10 protein-coding genes are annotated in these 18,035 nt (G+C 53.2%); all 10 read left to right on the forward strand.

Going from position 1 to position 18,035, the window contains the following annotated elements; genetic code table 11:
- Positions 1 to 504 precede the first annotated feature (504 nt).
- The 10 genes from BBG47_RS24900 (at position 505) to BBG47_RS24945 (ending at position 17,728) form a co-directional block, all read left to right on the forward strand.
- Complete coding sequence (locus tag BBG47_RS24900; RefSeq protein WP_065293979.1) at positions 505 to 1,722, forward strand: helix-turn-helix domain-containing protein; 1,218 nt, start codon at positions 505 to 507, stop codon at positions 1,720 to 1,722.
- Positions 1,723 to 1,770: 48 nt separating this feature from the next.
- Entirely contained in the window at positions 1,771 to 2,808 is a 1,038-nt protein-coding gene (locus BBG47_RS24905) for an ABC transporter substrate-binding protein (protein ID WP_065293980.1), read from the forward strand.
- A gap of 21 nt (positions 2,809 to 2,829) precedes the next feature.
- Positions 2,830 to 3,681 carry an alpha/beta hydrolase gene (locus BBG47_RS24910; protein WP_065293988.1) on the forward strand — a complete coding sequence of 284 codons (852 nt, stop codon included), beginning with the start codon at positions 2,830 to 2,832 and terminating at the stop codon, positions 3,679 to 3,681.
- A gap of 15 nt (positions 3,682 to 3,696) precedes the next feature.
- Entirely contained in the window at positions 3,697 to 4,482 is a 786-nt protein-coding gene (locus tag BBG47_RS24915) for a 2,3-dihydro-2,3-dihydroxybenzoate dehydrogenase (protein ID WP_065293981.1), read from the forward strand.
- Positions 4,483 to 4,525: 43 nt separating this feature from the next.
- Positions 4,526 to 5,785 carry an isochorismate synthase DhbC gene (dhbC, locus tag BBG47_RS24920; protein ID WP_065293982.1) on the forward strand — a complete coding sequence of 420 codons (1,260 nt, stop codon included), beginning with the start codon at positions 4,526 to 4,528 and terminating at the stop codon, positions 5,783 to 5,785.
- A gap of 3 nt (positions 5,786 to 5,788) precedes the next feature.
- Positions 5,789 to 7,414 carry a (2,3-dihydroxybenzoyl)adenylate synthase gene (locus tag BBG47_RS24925; RefSeq protein WP_065293983.1) on the forward strand — a complete coding sequence of 542 codons (1,626 nt, stop codon included), beginning with the start codon at positions 5,789 to 5,791 and terminating at the stop codon, positions 7,412 to 7,414.
- Positions 7,415 to 7,683: 269 nt separating this feature from the next.
- Positions 7,684 to 8,637, forward strand: coding sequence for an isochorismatase (locus BBG47_RS24930; protein ID WP_065293984.1), 954 nt, complete (start codon positions 7,684 to 7,686; stop codon positions 8,635 to 8,637).
- 15 nt (positions 8,638 to 8,652) lie between these two features.
- Positions 8,653 to 15,867, forward strand: coding sequence for an amino acid adenylation domain-containing protein (locus tag BBG47_RS24935; RefSeq protein WP_065293985.1), 7,215 nt, complete (start codon positions 8,653 to 8,655; stop codon positions 15,865 to 15,867).
- Between the two features lie 167 nt (positions 15,868 to 16,034).
- Entirely contained in the window at positions 16,035 to 16,262 is a 228-nt protein-coding gene (locus BBG47_RS24940) for an MbtH family protein (protein ID WP_065293986.1), read from the forward strand.
- The gene (locus tag BBG47_RS24945) at positions 16,259 to 17,728 is read left to right on the forward strand and encodes a DHA2 family efflux MFS transporter permease subunit (RefSeq protein ID WP_065293987.1); all 1,470 of its coding nucleotides are present in this window, start codon (positions 16,259 to 16,261) and stop codon (positions 17,726 to 17,728) included. The genes BBG47_RS24940 and BBG47_RS24945 overlap by 4 nt, the downstream gene beginning before the upstream one ends.
- Positions 17,729 to 18,035: the final 307 nt, after the last annotated feature.

The following is an 18,035-nucleotide window of genomic DNA, read 5'->3' on the forward strand; positions in this document are numbered from 1 at the left end:
GGTCTTGTTCATTTTGCTGGTTATCATTTCTCGTGCATTTGTTTTTTAGTATCTAATCGAATACCTTCATAGCCCCCCTTCTTTATCGCTGAGATGATGTTTGATAAATTGGTGTTGAGCCGGTGCACTGTCAAGAAAACAAGAGCCGTTGAGGACATGTGATATGCTCCCCAAAAAGTAGACAGGTGAAATAATAAAACCTTCTGCTTTGAGGGGAGATATCAGAATTCAGAACCAAGCCGCATTATTGGAGTTTTGAACATGCCTATAAGGAATCAAAATAGCAGCGCCGTTGGCATTACGTAAGGGATCAGATCGAAATAATATTGTAGCGTAGAAGGACCTCCAACAAATGTTGAGGTCTTTTTGTATTTCCATATTTCCGTTGACTTCCTTAAAATGGTGTGTTAGTTTATGTTTGAAAATGAGAATCATTATCATTATATATTATATTTACATTATTCATCAAATTGCTGTACCGCGATTTTAAGAGGAGGGGTATTTATGCGTACAACAGAAACAGCGCATACAGATAACGGCTCGAACGTGATGGGCCACATGCAGAAGACGGATTTGCTGGAGATTAAAGCGTTCATGGAGCGCCATTATAATGAGCAGCTCACGATTGGACAATTGGCGGATATGGCAAATATCAGCCCCAAATACTTCGTGGATTTATTTAAAAGAAGGTTCGGCCAGAGCGCGATGGGATTTTTGACGGATGTGCGCATTATGCATGCGAAGCGCTTGCTGACGGAATCAGACGCAAGGTTGCGAGACATTGCGCAGAAGGTAGGCTATCGAGACGAGTTCTATTTTAGCCGCAAGTTCAAGAAGGAGGTCGGCTTGTCGCCATCCGATTTCGCTAAAGATTCCAAGAGGAGCATCGCCGTATGCTCATCTTCGACAATAGGCCACTTGCTTGCGCTCCAACTCATCCCTGAGGCAGCGCCTCTCGATCCCAAGTGGTCTCCTTATTATTACAACCTCTACAGTGACAAAATTAAAACGCATCTTCTTTTAACTGATCCTTATCATAAATTCACGTTTGAAATTAATCTGGATAAGCTGTGTCTTGCACGGCCGGACGTTATCATTGCCTCAGATCAGCTCCAAATGCGCGAGAGCAGCAAACTGAATGGGATCGCTCCCGTTCACAATGTATCGAGTAAAGCGGGCTGGAGAGAGCAGCTTATGGGAATTGCCCGCTTTTTGAACAAGGAAGAGCTTGCGCTGCAATGGATCGATCATTACGAAAAAAACGCCCAAGCAGGACGCGCACAAGCGGCGCAGCAGCTGGGAGACGATCGCGTCATGGCACTGCGAATCTACCAGACTCAACTATTCGTGTACCAGAATCGAGGTTTGGAGGAAGTGCTGTACGATGACTTGCATCTCAAGACTGCCTGCGAAAGAGGGCTGCATGGCCATTCCCCGATCTCGATGGATGAGCTTCGTGAGCTGAATCCTGAACGGATTTTACTTGCCGTGTGCCCAGAGGCTTCATCCCGCAAATATTGGCTGTCACTGCAGCATTCTCCCGAATGGAGGCAGCTTCAAGCGGTACGAAACGGTCATGTACATCCGATAACTGCAGATCCTTGGTTCGAATATTCATCTGTTGCGATAGCTCGGATGCTGGAAGAGGCTTTGCTGCTCTTTACTGGAAATTGTCCAAACACATTTCAGGATTATGGCTATGGTGAATCCTTCGCAACGTGAGTATACTCAGAGTCGATTGAGAATCGTTATCATTGGAGGAGAGGGATCGTGTTAAATCGACGGAATGCAGGGGCAAAAGGTTGGAAATTTAGACTAACAGCACTATTGTGCTGTGTACTTATCGGAAGTTTGCTCGCGGGCTGCGGGGCCAAAAAGGAGGATGGCAATGCTGCGCCCGAATCTCAGAGCCCGAAAGAAGCCACGTCTAATGTGTCAGCCGCTGCCGCGGGAGCGAAGAATGCTGCGGCATCCGAAGAGCGGACGGTAACGGACGAGCTTGGGCATGAGATCAAGCTTCCGTCCACACCGAAACGCATATTTGCTCCGAATATGGAGGACTCGTTGTTGAAGCTGGGTGTAAAGCCAGTGGCGCAATGGTCGAATGGAAAGAAGGGGCATGAGTACCTGCAGGAAGAACTGAAGGATGTTCCTAAGCTGGACTTGTCAGCAGGGCTGCCTTCGCCGGAGGTGTTAATGTCTTATAACCCGGAATTGATCATCTTGCACACGGAGACATACGCCAAGGACGCAACAATATATGAGAGCTATGCGAAGATCGCGCCGACGTATGTTTTTAAAAATGCGTCTGGCAATATCGAGAAATCGCTCGTCACGATAGGAGACCTGCTCGGCAAATCCACTGAGGCTGATGCAGCATTACAGGCCTATCGGCAGAAGGTAACGGACGCCAAGGAGAAGCTGAGCAAGGCTGTTGAGAACAAGAAGGTCGCCATTATTCGGTTTGCACCGAGAGGAATTAGTCTGATGGGCGGCAAGTATTTGTGCGGATATGTGCTCCATCAGGATTTGGGACTTGGTATTACGAAGCTGGTGGCCAATGAGAACAGCGCAAATCTCTCGCTAGAAGTCCTCCCTGAAATGGATGCGGACTATATTTTCGTCATCAACGCTTACGATCAAGGAAGCGACCGCATGAAAGAGATGATGGATAGTCCAATTTGGAAGAGCATGCCTGCAGCCAAGCAGGGTCATGTCTATGAAGTGAACAACCAGTACTGGCTCGGAAGCGGCTTGATTGCGTATGAAAAAATCGTTGACGACACGGTTCGCCTGTTGACGGAATAGGGGGCAAAGCGGTTGGAACAAATGAAATCAACGCCGACGCTTACCGAATTTTCACGCCGGAGGATCGAGATTCCACTTGCAGAACAGTGGGTGCTTCGTTCACGCGCAGAACGGAGATCGTATCAAATTATGGTGGCTCAGCCCCTAGGATCGCCTCCACCAAGCGGTTATCCGGTGATTTACTTGCTGGATGGCAATTCCGTGTTCAGCACGATGGTGGAAGCGCTGCGGCTGCAATGCCGCAGGCCGGATAAGACCGGAGTGCTGCCCGCAGTTGTGGTAGGCATAGGGTATGAGACGAACGGGCCATATGCACCGGATCGCTTCTACGACTTCACACCGCTGCCAGCCTCGGACTTCAAGCAGCGCTCAGACGGCACACCACTCCCCGAGCAAGGCGGGGCGGGGGCTTTCCTGCAATTCATTGAGGAGGAGCTGAAGCCGCAGATCGAGAGTGAGTTCCAGATAGACCGCAATCGTCAGGCGCTGTTTGGTCATTCGCTAGGTGGTTTGTTCACGATCTATACGCTGTTCAGTAGGCCGGAAGCATTCCGATATTACATCGCGGGCAGTCCATCGCTCCATTGGAATCCGGACTATATGCAAGATCTGGAGCGGAACTTTATCACGCAAGCACGAATGAAAGAACGCTCACTTCCTGCACAGGTGCTTCTTGGTGTAGGCGAGCTTGAAAAAACGCATGTATGCCGTAACTGCGAGCGTGCCAGCGATCTGGCGAATCGTTTGTCAGCCATATCGGCAGACATTGGAGTAGAGGCGGAATACAAGGAATTTGAGCAGGAAGGCCATGTGTCAGTAATTCCGATATTGGTGAGCCGGGCGCTGCGATTCGCACTGCGCCCGGACAAATAGAGAGAGGTTGGCAGGATGAAATATTCAGGGATTGAAGGCAAGGTGGCCGTTGTCACAGGAGCGGCCCAGGGAATCGGTGAGGCGGTGGCGCGCGCGCTTGCCGTTCAAGGTGCAATCGTGGCTGCCGTCGATCGGAATGAGGCTGGCTGTACCAGCCTCGCAGCCGAGCTTGATGCAGGCGGATGTCATGCAGCCGCTTATCCAGTCGACGTATCCGACAGTATGGCCGTGAATCGAACGGTGGAGCGGATAGAAGAAGAGCTTGGCCCGATCGGCGTGCTTGTCAATGTGGCAGGCATACTGCGACTTGGCCCGGTTGAGTCGCTAAGCGATGAAGATTGGAAGTCGACCTTCAGTGTCAATGTCAATGGCGTATTCTATATGTCGCGCGCTGTCGTAACGCGTATGGCCAAGCGCAGATCGGGAGCGATTGTAACCGTAGGCTCGAATGCCTCCGGTGTACCGCGCACGCACATGTCCGCCTATGCGGCATCGAAAGCAGCCACAACGATGTTCACGAAGTGCTTGGGCTTGGAATACGCTCGTCATCATATTCGCTGCAATATTGTGTCGCCAGGCTCAACAGATACGGAGATGCAGCGCTCACTGTGGAATGGACAGAACGGAGCGGAAGCCATGATTGCGGGTTCGCCTGAATCGTTCCGACTCGGGATACCGCTGGGCAGAATCGCGCAGCCATCGGATATTGCCGATGCTGTTGTGTTTCTCGCATCCGAACAGGCAAGACACATCACGATGCACGACATGTGTATCGACGGCGGTGCGACATTGGGATGTTGATACTGAGGTCAGGTGACTGATATATCGGAAGGAGTCGATTGACATGTTGAAGTGCGATACCGTTCCTACAAGTGAGGGGATACGGCTTCTGGAACAATATCAGGCGGGATCGTCCTTTCTTTTCTCGTCGCCTCAAGGAGCTTTGCTGACGCACGGGGAATGGGCGCGGCTGGTGGATTGGCAGGCTGTGGATGAAGAGAGCTTGCCTCAGGCCGTGTCGAAGCTGCTGGATGCAGCTCGGCAGGGGGATCGTGATTGCCCGGTCGTTGTCGGTGCAATTCCGTTTCACATGGAGGATCCTGTGTGTCTATATGTACCGAAGGAAGTGCACCGGTACGAGCCATTGCGCATGGATGCGCATGATTATTTGCAACAGGAACCGGGACAGGACAGTTATTGTGTACGAGCAATTCCGGAGCCAGAACAGTATAAACAAGGCGTTAACCAGGTTCTTGAGCGATTGCAAACGGGCGAACTCCAGAAGGTGGTGTTGTCCCGATCCTTGGAAGTGACTTTGACGCATGATGTGGATGTGCAGCGCTTGCTGCATCGATTACTCTGCCAAAACACTCGTGGATATACGTTTGCAGTGCCTTTAACGATGGAGCACCCCCATGCAAACAAGGACAAGGGTGTGTCTACTGCGGCAGGAACAGCCCACACGTTAATTGGAGCAAGCCCAGAGCTGCTCGTAACGAAGCGGGGAATGCAAATTAAGGTGAATCCGCTGGCTGGTTCAGCAGCACGCAGTGATGATCCGATCGAGGATGAGCGGCGTGCTGCCCAGCTTCTGAGATCGGACAAGGATCTGCATGAGCACGCGGTTGTCATTGAGGCAGTTGTATCCGCTCTCCGTCCATATTGCAGCAAGCTTCATGTGCCGGAAGGCCCGTCTCTTGTGTCTACGAAGACAATGTGGCATTTGTCTACGGAAATAAACGGGGAGCTTGCGGATCATGACATATCCTCCTTAGAGCTTGCTCTAGCGCTGCATCCGACGCCTGCCATTTGCGGGACGCCTACGGAGGCAGCTCGGAACTTGATCCGGGAGATTGAACCGTTCGAGCGTGGATTCTTCACGGGGGCGGTCGGCTGGTGCGATGCGAATGGAGACGGAGAATGGGCCGTTACGATTCGCTGCGCAGAGGTGGAGGGACGCTCGCTGCGTCTTTATGCGGGAGCAGGAATTGTGGTCGGCTCGTCCGCGGAAGCGGAGCTTGCCGAGACGTCCGCCAAGCTTCGTACACTGCTGCAAGCGATGGGGCTGAATGAACAACAACCGATGATGATGCAGGGGGGATGAACGATGCTGGCAGGATGCCCGACATGGCCGGAAGAATTTGCTGCACGTTATAGACAGGAAGGATGCTGGCAGGGAGAGACATTTGGCACGATGCTGCGCCACCGTGCAGCGGAATATGGAGATCGCATCGCAATTGTGAGCGGCGATCGGCGAGTCAGCTATGCGGAACTGGATGAGCAGGCAGATCGCCTGGCAGCTGGATTCTATCGTTTGGGGATTAGGGCGCAGGATCGAGTTATTGTCCAGCTTCCGAATATTCCGCAATTTTTTGAAGTCATATTTGCGCTGTTTCGCATCGGAGCACTGCCTGTCTTCTCCTTGCCAGTGCACCGCAGGAACGAGATTGGCTACTTATGCGAGTTCACACAGGCCTCCGCGTATGTGATCCCTGATAAGGATGCGGGGTTCGATTATCGGGAGCTTGCCGCGCAGGTGAAGGACACGCTGCCAGATTCACGCCGCATTATCGTTGCAGGTGAACCAGGGGAGTATACAGCGCTGGATGATCTTTATGCTGAGCCGAGCATTGGTGAAATAAAGGGGCCTAGCTCTGGGGATGTCGCTTTCCTCCAATTATCTGGCGGGACAACCGGCTTGCCGAAGCTCATTCCACGGACGCACGACGATTACATATATAGCCTGCGCATGAGCGCAGAAGTTTGCGCGTTGAATGAGCACAGCGTATATCTGGCGGTGCTGCCGATTGCGCATAATTATCCGCTCAGCTCTCCTGGCGTGCTTGGCACGCTATATGCAGGAGGGCGGATCGTGCTTGCCCGCGGAGCAAGTCCTGATGAAGCTTTCCCGCTTATTGCCAAGGAAGGTGTCACCATCGCAGCCGTTGTGCCGCCGCTCGCCTTAATTTGGCTGGATGCCGCGGAATCGCGCCGCTACGACCTCACTCACTTGGAAGTGCTGCAGGTTGGGGGCGCCAAGTTCAGCGCAGAAGCTGCTAAGCGGGTAAGATCGACAATTGGCTGCACATTGCAGCAGGTGTATGGGATGGCAGAGGGCTTGGTGAACTATACGAGGCTCGATGACCCCGAGGAGACGATAATTACTACGCAGGGCCGCCCGATGTCTCCATATGATGAAATCCGCATCGTCGATGATGAGGATGACGAAGTGGCTCCGGGCGAGGTGGGACATTTGCTGACGCGCGGGCCGTACACCATTCGCGGATATTACCAAGCCGAGCAGCACAACGCAAGATCCTTTACATCTGACGGCTTTTATCGCACAGGTGATATGGCCAGAATGACTCCGGCTGGATATTTAGTGATTGAAGGGCGGGCGAAGGATCAGATCAATCGCGGCGGCGATAAGGTCGCGGCTGAGGAAATCGAGAATCATTTGCTTGCCCATCCTGGAGTGCATGATGCCGCTGTAGTGTCTATGCCGGATGAATTCCTTGGCGAGCGCACATGCGCATTCGTCATTCCCTATGAAGCTGTCTTAACGGGCGGCGAGTTGAAGGCTTTTCTAAGAGACAGAGGGCTTGCTTCATATAAAATTCCTGACCGAGTAGAGTTCGTCGAATCTTTTCCACAGACGGGAGTCGGCAAGGTGAGCAAGAAGATGCTGCGGGAGCTGATCGCTGCGAAGCAGGAGGCACTGAGCAAGAAGTAAGTGATAAGCGAAGATGCATTTAGAGATGTTACGAAGCATTAGAAGTAGTAACTGAAGAAGCAACAGAAGAAGTGCTTGAAGAAACACTTGAAGAAACGCTTGAAGAATCGCCTAAAGAATTGTCTAAAGTGTCTAAGAGCCGCTAGAAGAAGTTCTTGTGAGTGCCTATAGGAGTATGTGAAAAGTAAGTGATAAGGTTTCGTGTTCATGAAAATGTCTCGTGTTGTTGCAGAGTTTATCCATAAAAACTAGTGAAAAGAGGAGAATCGATGGGTCTTCCTACTATCCTTCCATACCGTATGCCAAGTGAGGCAGAACTGCCAGAGAACAGAGTCGACTGGAGTCCGGATCCAAGCCGTGCCGTACTGCTTATCCATGACATGCAGCAGTATTTCGTCGATGCCTATCAGGCGGGTGAATCGCCGCTGGTTGAATTGATTGCGAATATTAAGGAGCTGCGCGAACGCTGTTCGGAGCTTGGCATACCTGTCGTGTATTCGGCGCAGCCAGGAGGGCAGACTCCTGAGCAGCGTGGATTGCTGCAAGACTTTTGGGGGGCGGGCATTAATGATGGGCCATACCAGAAAAAGTTCGTAGACGAGCTGGCGCCGCGGGTGAACGATATTCTCGTGACAAAATGGCGCTACAGTGCCTTTCAGAAAACGAATTTGCTTGAAATATTACGGGAACATGGACGGGATCAACTGCTCGTATGTGGGATCTACGCGCATATTGGCTGCCTGATGACCTCGTGCGAGGCATTTATGCAGGATGTCCAGCCGTTCCTCATTGCAGATGCGGTAGCTGATTTTTCGCTCGACAAGCATCGCATGGCGTTAACCTATGCGGCTGAGCGCTGTGCAGTAGTGGCAACGACGGAACGGGTTCTGAACGCTCTTAACCGGAATGCTGCCAAGCAGGAAGCAGAGGAAACAGCCGGAGCAGAAGCGGGATTTTCGGTAACACTGCAATCTGTGCGCGACGCGGTTGCGCAGCTGCTGCAGGAGGAGCCGTCTGCGATTGGCGATCAAGATAATCTAATCACGCAATGGGGGCTGGACTCCATTCGGATTATGAGCTTAGTGGAACGCTGGAAGCGCAGCAGCATTGCGGTAAGCTTCGTGGAATTGGCGGAACGGCCGACGGTAGCAAGCTGGTGGGAGCTCTTGTCCGCCAAGCTCAGCAGTAACTCGGTGCCTAATTATGATTATTACTCGATATAAAAGGAGGTCATCATCATGCACGATCAGGAGAAGGAACGATGGCCGCTATCGGGAGCACAGGCTGGAATCTGGTTTGCGCAGCAGCTCGATCCTGACAACCCTATATTCAACACCGCTGAATGTGTGGACATCCGCGGGCCAATAGATTCTGCTCGTTTCGAAGCGGCTCTGCGTCAGGCGGTGACAGAGGCCGAGGCGCTGCATGTCCGCTTTGGAGAGGATGCAGACGGTCCGTGGCAGAAGATCGTCCCTACAGACGACTGGGTACTGCACATAATTGATCTAAGCAGAGAGGTTGATCCGGAAGGCACAGCCCGAGCGTGGATGAACCGCGATATGGAGAAGCCCGTTGATTTGCATACGGGGCCTCTCTTCACGGAGGCACTGTTTAAGATCGAGAGCGAGCGGTACCTCTGGTATCAGCGCATTCATCATATTGTCATTGATGGATTCGGTGCAGCATTGCTGATGCAGCGCGTGGCGCAAAATTATACAGCATTAACCTACGATCTTCCGAATGGAGCAGGAACGTTCGGTTCCTTGCAATCCATTTTGGAGGAGGATGCGGCATATCGTTCATCGGAACAGATGAACCGTGACCGGGAATTTTGGCTGGAGCGCTTCTCCGACAGGCCGGAAGCAGTTAGCCTTGGAGGACATGCACAGCGAACGGCTCGTCGCTTCATACGCCGCACTGCGCATATTCCGGCTGCCACCGTGAGCGGATGGCAGACGATTGCAGCTGAATCGGGAACAAGCTGGCCGGATGTTCTCGCAGCAGCGACCGCGATATATGTGCATCGGTTGACACAGGAAGAAGAGATCATTCTTGGTCTGCCTGTAATGTGCCGACTAGGATCAGCCGCTTTGCGCGTTCCTGGTATGGTCATGAATTTGCTTCCCCTGCGTGTGAAGGTAAGTCAGGAGAGAAGCCTTGGCGACCTGCTGCGTGAGGTGACACGGGAGATCCGCATGATTCGGCGCCATCAAGGGTATCGCCATCAGGATTTGCGCAGAGACTTGAAGCTGCTTGGCGACAATCGTAGGTTAATCGGCCCGCTCATTAATGTCATGCCTTTTGTCGAAGATGTCAGCTTCGCAGGATATCGCGGCAAAGTCAGCAACCTATCCGCAGGGCCTGTCGATGATTTGACGATTAACGTATACAGCCATGCGGATGGCAGCGGGCTGCGTCTCGATTTCGACGCGAATCCCGAAATCTATAGCTTGGATGAGCTATATGCCCATCAAAAGCGCTTCCTGCATCTATTGGATGGAATTGCGCATGCCGAATCGAATCTGCCTATTGGACAGCTTCCGGTGATTACGCCTGAAGAACGCCGACAGGTGCTTGAGGAATGGAACGATACTGCACATGATGTGCCGAGCATAAGTGTGCCAGAGTTGTTCGAGGAACAGGTGGAGCGCGCTCCCGAATCAGTTGCGGTCGTATGCGAGGAAGAGCAGTTTCGATATGGGGAGTTGAATGCGAAGGCAAATCAGCTTGCCCACTATCTCATTTCCTGCGGCGTCGGGCCCGATCGCATTGTGGCGCTGTCTCTCCCACGCTCAGTGGAAGCGGTCATCGCTATATTGGCTATCCATAAGACAGGAGCCGCTTATTTGCCGCTTGATCCAGACTATCCAACCGAACGGCTCGCCTATATGCTGGAGGATGCTGAACCGATCTGTCTGATTGCGACGAAGGAGACGTTCGCGAGCTTGCCCCCTTGCAGCAGGAAGACCATCGTGCTAGATGAATCGGAAACGATAGACGCTTTGGTGCAATCACCTGCTCACAATCCTACGGATGAGGACAGGATCAGGGCACTCTCAGCATCGCATATTTCATATGTCATTTACACTTCCGGCTCCACTGGGAAACCGAAGGGGGTCATGCTTACCTTTGGCGGATTGGCCAATCTGCTGCATGACATGAAGGCACGGCTGGCGCTGAGTCAGCAAGATCGGATGCTGTCCGTCACTACGATATCTTTCGACATATCTGTAATGGAACTGCTATTGCCGCTTATATCTGGATCCGTACTCGACATTGCCCGCAAGGAAACGATTCTAGATCCGTCAGCGCTAGCAAATCGGATTGTGGGAACCGGCGCGACGATCATGCAGGCGACGCCGACACTGTGGCAGGCGCTTGCCGACAGCAGGCCGGAACGATTCGCCGGGCTCAAGATGATTACGGGCGGCGAGGCGATTCCACTCGCGTTGAAGCTGGCGCTTCAGGAGTTGAACGGCGAGGTCAACAATCAATATGGCCCGACGGAAACGACGATTTATTCGACCGCGGGGCTGCTTGACCATGGTCAAACGAACAAGCCGTCTATCGGGCGGCCAATTCAGAATACAAGGCTTTATGTGCTCGACAGTTCATTGGAGCCAGTGCCTCCCGGGGTAGCGGGAGAACTGTATATTGCAGGCGCCGGGCTTGCGCGCGGATATTTGGGACGTGCGGATTTGACTGCTGAGCGCTTCGTTGCCGATCCATTTGGAACACCTGGTACGCGAATGTATCGTACAGGAGATATGGTGCGTTGGTTGGCAGACGGCACGATTGATTATATGGGACGCGCGGATCACCAAGTGAAGCTGCGCGGATTCCGGATTGAAACCGGTGAAATCGAGTCGCTGCTGGGTGCCCATCCTGACATCTCACATGCAGCGGTTACCCTTTATGAGGATCATGCGGGTGAACGGCGGTTGGCGGCTTATGTGGTTCCATCATCATCGTCTGGACTTGAACCTACAGAACTGCGTCAATATGCTGCACAGAAGCTTCCGGATTACATGGTGCCGTCCGCTTTCGTTGTTCTTGATGCGATGCCGCTTACACCAAACCGCAAAATCGACCGCAAAGCTCTGCCTGCGCCGGATCGCGCTGCCGCAGCAGCGGGACGCGAACCGCGTACACCGCAGGAAGAAATCATATGCGCCCTGTTCGCAGAGGTGCTGGGGCTTGCTCGCGTAAGCATCGATGATGATTTCTTCGCTCTCGGCGGACATTCCTTGCTCGCGGGACGAGTTATGGTGCGTGTGCGAGAGGCATTCGGCGTTGAGATGAATATCGGAAGCCTGTTCGAAGCGCCTACCGCAGCGTCTCTCGTGCGGCGTCTCGATTCTGCACAGGAGCAGAGACCAGCCATCCGCGCGAGCTTAGGCAAGCGGCCTGAGCGGCTGCCGCTTTCTTTTGCCCAGCAGCGACTATGGTTTCTGTACCGGCTGGAGGGGGCAACGCCTACTTACAATATTCCGCTCGTTGCCCGAATGTCGGGTGAACTGAATGTCAGGGCGCTGCAGGCAGCTGTTTATGATGTGGTGGATCGTCATGAGACACTGCGCACGATTTTCCCGGATGAGAATGGTACTTCAAGTCAACTGATATTAAATTCAAAGGATGTACAAATACCATTCGAGGTGCTGGACGTAAGTGAGCAGGAACTGAACGACAAGCTAGCGGAAACAGCACGATACAGCTTCCGTCTCTCGGAGGAGCCGTCACTGCGGATTCACTTGTTCCGAACCGCGGCGAACGAGCAGGTGCTCTTGCTGCTGCTGCATCATATTGCAGGCGATGGCTGGTCGCTCACACCGTTGACTCGTGATTTGTCGATTGCGTACGAGGCTCGTTGCTGGGGCAAGGCGCCTGCGTGGACACGGCTTCCCGTTCAATATGCTGATTATGCGCTGTGGCAGGAACGGCTGCTTGGAAGCACCGATCAAGCGGACAGTCTTATCGCACGCCAGCTCGATTACTGGACGGAAGCTCTGAAGGGATTGCCAGAGGAGATGGAGCTGCCTACTGATTATCCGAGACCTGCAGCCGCTAGCCATATGGGAGGCACCGTCCAGCTGCAAATTGATCCTGTCCTGCACGGTCGGCTGACAGAGCTTGCACGAGGCAATCGGGCCAGCTTGTTCATGGTGCTGCAGGCTGCGTTGGCCGTGCTGTTCACCCGACTTGGAGCGGGCAATGATATTCCGCTTGGCAGTCCGATCTCAGGTCGTAATGATGATGCGCTTGACGGTTTGATTGGTCTGTTCATCAATACACTTGTCATACGCACCGACACGTCGGGCAATCCAGGCTTTGAAGAGTTGCTGTCCAGAGTGCGCAAGGTCAGTTTGGAGGCGTATGAGCATCAGGATGTGCCTTTCGAGCGCCTTGTGGAAATATTGAATCCGGTTCGTTTGCGTGCTAGGCATCCGCTTTTCCAAATCATGCTCGTGCTGCAAAATACACCGGAAGCGTCGCTGGAATTCCCAGGCTTGTCAACGAGCCTGCAGCTTGAGAGTGTGGGTACAGCGAAGTTCGATTTGACTTGGGAACTGAACGAGCGTCGCAATGCAGATGGAGCGCCGGATGGTCTGGATGGGATTGTGGAGTTCAGCGCAGACCTGTTCAAGCACGATACGGTTGAGATGCTCGCTGCGCGTTATGTGCGCATATTGGAAAGCATCGCCTTAGAACCAAGCAAACCGATTGGAGAAATGGATATATTACTCCCAGAGGAGCGGCACGATCTAGCGAATGATTGGCTGGCATGGAGTTCAGCTGTCCCAGATGCTGCGCAGGCCACAATTCCGCAATTGTTTGAAGCGCAGGCTGCCCGTTCGCCGCAGGCCATTGCTGTTGTTCATGAAGGCGTGGCTTTAACATATGAACAATTGAACAAACAGGCGAACCGTTTGGCGTATCTGTTGATGGAGCACAGGGTAGGGCCAGAGCATATTGTAGCGCTTGCTTTGCCAAGGTCGATGGAAATGATCGTCGGCGTATTGGCTGTATTAAAGGCAGGGGCAGCCTACTTGCCGCTTGATCCTGATTATCCAGCGGAACGGCTGGCCTATATGCTGGAGGATGCGGGACCTGTATGTATCGTGACGGATCAGCGCACGATTGACAAGCTCCCGGATGGAGGGACGGGGGCTACGCCGCGCATCTTACTGGATGATCCAGAAGTGATGCGCCAGTTGGCAAGCTGTTCTGAGTCTGATCCTGTAGACCAGGTATGCAGGCGCAAGCTCTCTCCATATAGTCCAGCTTATATCATTTATACGTCCGGCTCGACGGGCAAACCGAAGGGTGTGCTTGTTCCGCATCAGAACGTGGTACGGCTGTTCTCTTCAACCGAGCATTGGTTCCATTTCGGCGTCGATGATGTCTGGACGTTGTTCCATTCTTATGCCTTTGACTTTTCGGTATGGGAAATATGGGGCGCGCTGCTGCATGGGGGCCGACTCGTCATCGTGCCTCACGCTATCAGCAGATCTCCAGAGGAGTTCTTGGGTCTGCTCGTGCAGGAGGGGGTAACGGTGCTGAATCAGACGCCTTCTGCTTTCTATCAACTCATGCAGGCGGACAGGGAGCATCCGAACCTCGGGCAAGCGCTGTCTCTGCGCTATATCGTCTTCGGAGGAGAGGCATTAGAGCTGGGTCGTCTGAGAGATTGGTATGAACGGCATGCGGATGATGCGCCGCGGCTTATTAATATGTACGGGATTACGGAGACGACAGTTCATGTCAGCTTCAACGAACTGAACCGCGAGAGCGACGTTCCGGGAGCATCCAGCCTTATCGGCGGATCGATTCCGGATTTGAGGGTGTATGTGCTGGATGATGCACTGCAGCCCGTACCATATGGCGTAACAGGAGAAATGTACGTATCCGGGGCAGGCTTGGCGCGCGGCTATTGGGGTCGGCCGGGCTTGACGGCGGAGCGGTTCGTAGCCGATCCATTCGGCCTGCCTGGAAGCAGAATGTACCGCACCGGAGACTTGGCGAAGCGTGTGATTGGTGGAGGACTGGACTATTTGGGCCGTGCCGATCATCAGGTAAAAATTCGTGGCTTCCGCATCGAGCTGGGTGAGATTCAAGTTGTGCTTGCCAGACATCCAAGCGTAGCTCAGGCGGCGGTCATTGTGCGGGAGGACAACCCAGGCGACAAGCGGCTTGCGGCCTATGTGGTTCCTGCTGCAAATGCCCCTTGGGATGCGGCGGAGCTGCGTCGACATGCGGCTTCCATGCTTCCCGATTACATGGTGCCATCAGCCATTATTGGGCTGGATGCATTGCCGCTCACGCCGAATGGCAAGCTGGATCGCAAGGCGCTCCCGGCGCCTGATATTGCCCTTGATGCAGATGGGCGCAACCCGAGAACGCCGCATGAAGAGGTGCTCTGCGATTTGTTCGCCGAAGTGCTTGGCCTTCGCCGCGTCGGAATCGATGACAGCTTTTTCGAGCTGGGAGGACACTCATTGCTTGCGGTTCAGCTCATCAGCCGCATCCGTGAAGCGCTTGGACGAGAGCTTAGCATTGCGGTATTGTTCGAGGCGCCAACCGTGTCCGGACTCGCGGAGCGAATGGAGCTGGATCGGGACAGCGGGAACAGTGCGCTACAGGTACTGCTGCCGCTGCGGACGCATGGCGAAGAGATCCCACTGTTCTGCGTCCATCCGGCAGGTGGCTTAAGCTGGTGCTATGCCGGATTAATGAAGCATCTTGGCGTGAATTACCCAATTTACGGCTTGCAGGCACGCGGAATTGCGCAGGCAGAGGAGCTTCCGCAGACACTGGATGAGATGACGGCTGACTATATTCGCCATATTCGCATGGTTCAACCGCAGGGACCGTACCGCTTGCTGGGCTGGTCGCTGGGCGGCAATGTCGCGCATGCGATGGCTGTGCAGCTGCAAGAGGAAGGGGAAGAGGTTGCGTTTCTGGCGATGCTGGACGCTTATCCGAGCCACTATTTGCCGATTCGAGGGGAACCGGATGAGGAGGAGGCACTGACCGCCTTGCTTGCCTTGGGAGGCTATGATCGCGACAGTATCGGCGATGAGCCGCTGACGATTGCAAGTGCAATTCGTATTTTGCGCAGCGACAGCAGCGCCTTGGCTACATTGGATGAAGCGACGATTATGAATTTGAAGGTTACGTATGAGAATTCGGTTCGCCTGTTGGGTGCTTATGTGCCGAGAAGGTACGATGGTGATCTGCTGTTCTTCCGCTCGACGATCATTCCAGACTGGTTCGATCCGATTGAGCCGGAGATGTGGATTCCTTATGTGGGCGGCCGTATCGAACGCCATGATATTGCATGCCGGCATAAAGACTTATGCCAGCCAGGGCCGCTAGCTGAAATTGGGGCAAGCATCCTAGAAAAGCTTCAAAATGAGAGCAGTAGGAAGGCCACTTCTGAAATGTACGTATAGGTATTCTCTGTATCCTCTATTCTTAGGAGACCATCTTCCTTTGAAGTGATTAGTTGAGCAAGTTAGGGGGAAGGGGAGCAAGGGATCAATATTCGTGGCAAAGTGCGAACTAATTATTTTCAATGAAATTCACATGAAACAACTTAATGAGAGGAAGTGGTTGCAGAATGGCAAATCCTTTTGAGCAAGCAGACGGCTCGTTTTTGGTGCTGCGAAATGATGAGGAGCAATATTCGATTTGGCCGGCCTTCGCGGCCGTACCTGAAGGCTGGAGCAAGGTTCTTGGCCCAGCTTCTCGAGAAGAGAGCATCGAATATATTAATTTGCATTGGATAGATATGAGGCCTCGAAGCTTGGTGGCTTCGGTGGCCTCCGTGTCGACAGAGGCTCAATGAGCAGACGCTTGGATCCGAAAAAAGCAGTGTGCATCGTGTACGTGGCAGCCATGTTCGTGGTTGCCATGGATGCGACCATTCTCAACGTTGCGCTGAAAACGATAAGCGACGAGTTTCACATTCCGCCAGCCGCATCCGGAGCGCTTAACGTAGGGTACTTAGTAAGTATTGCGATAGTTCTGCCGCTGGCAGGCTGGATGGGAGACAGATGGGGCACCAAGCGCATCTTCTTGCTCGCACTTGCGATATTTACTGGCGCATCGGTGCTGTGTGGAACGGCTGCAGATGTACACTCGTTAATCTTCTACCGCATCCTGCAGGGGATAGGGGGAGGTTTAATTACTCCACTCGGAATGGCCATGCTGTTCCGGACATTTCCTCCCCAGGAGCGGGCCAAAATCTCACGGTCGCTCGTGCTGCCAATCGCAATTGCACCTGCTGTGGGGCCAATCCTGAGCGGTGTGATGATCGAGCATCTTTCATGGCGCTGGATTTTTTATGTGAATTTGCCGCTCGGAATTGCTGCTTTGCTGCTTGGCCTTCTGTACTTACAGGAGCATAAAGAGCAAGAGGCAGGCCGTCTGGATATTCCGGGCGTCCTGTTGTCAGCACCAGGGCTCGGACTGGTGATGTATGCGCTTAGCCAAGGTTCGCTGCAGGGCTGGAGTTCACCTGAAATAGTCGTTGCGGGCAGTGTGGGAACGGTGCTGCTGGCAGCACTGGTCTTCGTTGAATTGCGAGTCCAGAAGCCGTTGCTGGATTTAAGGCTCTTGCAAGACCGTTTGTTCCGGACGGCAGGACTTGTCGCCATGTGTTCCGCTGCTGGACTGCTCGGCATGCTGTATGTATTTCCGCTCATGTATCAGCATGCGCTGCAGGCTTCGGCCTTAGATGCCGGCTTGACGACTTTCCCCGAGGCATTGGGACTTATGGTGTCATCGCAGCTTGTACCACGGTTCTATCCAAGGTACGGGCCCAAGCGAATTATAATAGTCGGGCTGCTCTGCACATCGGTGATCTTCGTGCTGCTAAGCATGGTTGGGGCGGGAACGAGCCCATGGCTCATACGAGGCATGCTGTTCGCGGTTGGTCTGTGCTTGGGGCATGCTGTCGGAGCCGTTCAGATCGCGGCCTTCTCCAACGTACCTCCGGTCTCGATGGGGCGAGCAACCACTTGGTTCGCGGTTCAGAACAGACTTGGACCGGCCATAGGAATGGCCGTATTGTCCGCCATCATGGCTGCAATGGCAAGCGGTCAACTAACGAACGGAGCTGTAGAAGCTGCCGATGCTGGACAGCTTGAAATGAATCTTCTCGTTTACCGTACCGCCCTGCTTGGTGCTGCTGGATTTCTGCTTCTTGGCTTATGTGCCGCCTTCCGAATCCAAGACAGCGCCGCCGCCGCGACCATGAAATCTCGGCAATCTTCTATTCCTGCGACGAAGTCTGTAAAGATTGAAGGATAGGGGAGAGAGGAAGTATCCTGAAATGCTAGATTTGTGGTAGCATTACAGTATATATACTTTTGTACAAGTGTTGGTGTTCGTTGTGAATTATTGTCGTCGACCCCCAATAGCGCATAAAACCCGGGGGATCGACGACAAATTGAAATATGGAGATAAGAAGCGAAAATCGCAGATTAAACGTGAAAATATTCAATTTATTCTGTTTTCTAATCACCTCTCTAAAGCTTGTGTGAAGTAGAGACATTTAGTAAAATGAGCGTAACAGCAGCACTTTTTGGGCTTTTGAACGTACCTATGAGGAATTGAA

Origin of the sequence: Paenibacillus sp. KS1 (assembly GCF_001680695.1) — a bacterium.
GTDB lineage: Bacteria > Bacillota > Bacilli > Paenibacillales > Paenibacillaceae > Paenibacillus_B > Paenibacillus_B suaedae.

Excerpts from the sequence above, each read along its gene's own strand:
- BBG47_RS24900 (WP_065293979.1), top strand. The coding sequence starts at position 505 with ATGCGTACAACAGAAACAGCGCATACAGATAACGGCTCGAACGTGATG.
- BBG47_RS24910 (WP_065293988.1), top strand. The coding sequence starts at position 2,830 with ATGAAATCAACGCCGACGCTTACCGAATTTTCACGCCGGAGGATCGAG.
- BBG47_RS24915 (WP_065293981.1), top strand. The coding sequence starts at position 3,697 with ATGAAATATTCAGGGATTGAAGGCAAGGTGGCCGTTGTCACAGGAGCG.
- dhbC (WP_065293982.1), top strand. The coding sequence starts at position 4,526 with ATGTTGAAGTGCGATACCGTTCCTACAAGTGAGGGGATACGGCTTCTG.
- BBG47_RS24925 (WP_065293983.1), top strand. The coding sequence starts at position 5,789 with ATGCTGGCAGGATGCCCGACATGGCCGGAAGAATTTGCTGCACGTTAT.
- BBG47_RS24930 (WP_065293984.1), top strand. The coding sequence starts at position 7,684 with ATGGGTCTTCCTACTATCCTTCCATACCGTATGCCAAGTGAGGCAGAA.
- BBG47_RS24935 (WP_065293985.1), top strand. The coding sequence starts at position 8,653 with ATGCACGATCAGGAGAAGGAACGATGGCCGCTATCGGGAGCACAGGCT.
- BBG47_RS24940 (WP_065293986.1), top strand. The coding sequence starts at position 16,035 with ATGGCAAATCCTTTTGAGCAAGCAGACGGCTCGTTTTTGGTGCTGCGA.
- BBG47_RS24945 (WP_065293987.1), top strand. The coding sequence starts at position 16,259 with ATGAGCAGACGCTTGGATCCGAAAAAAGCAGTGTGCATCGTGTACGTG.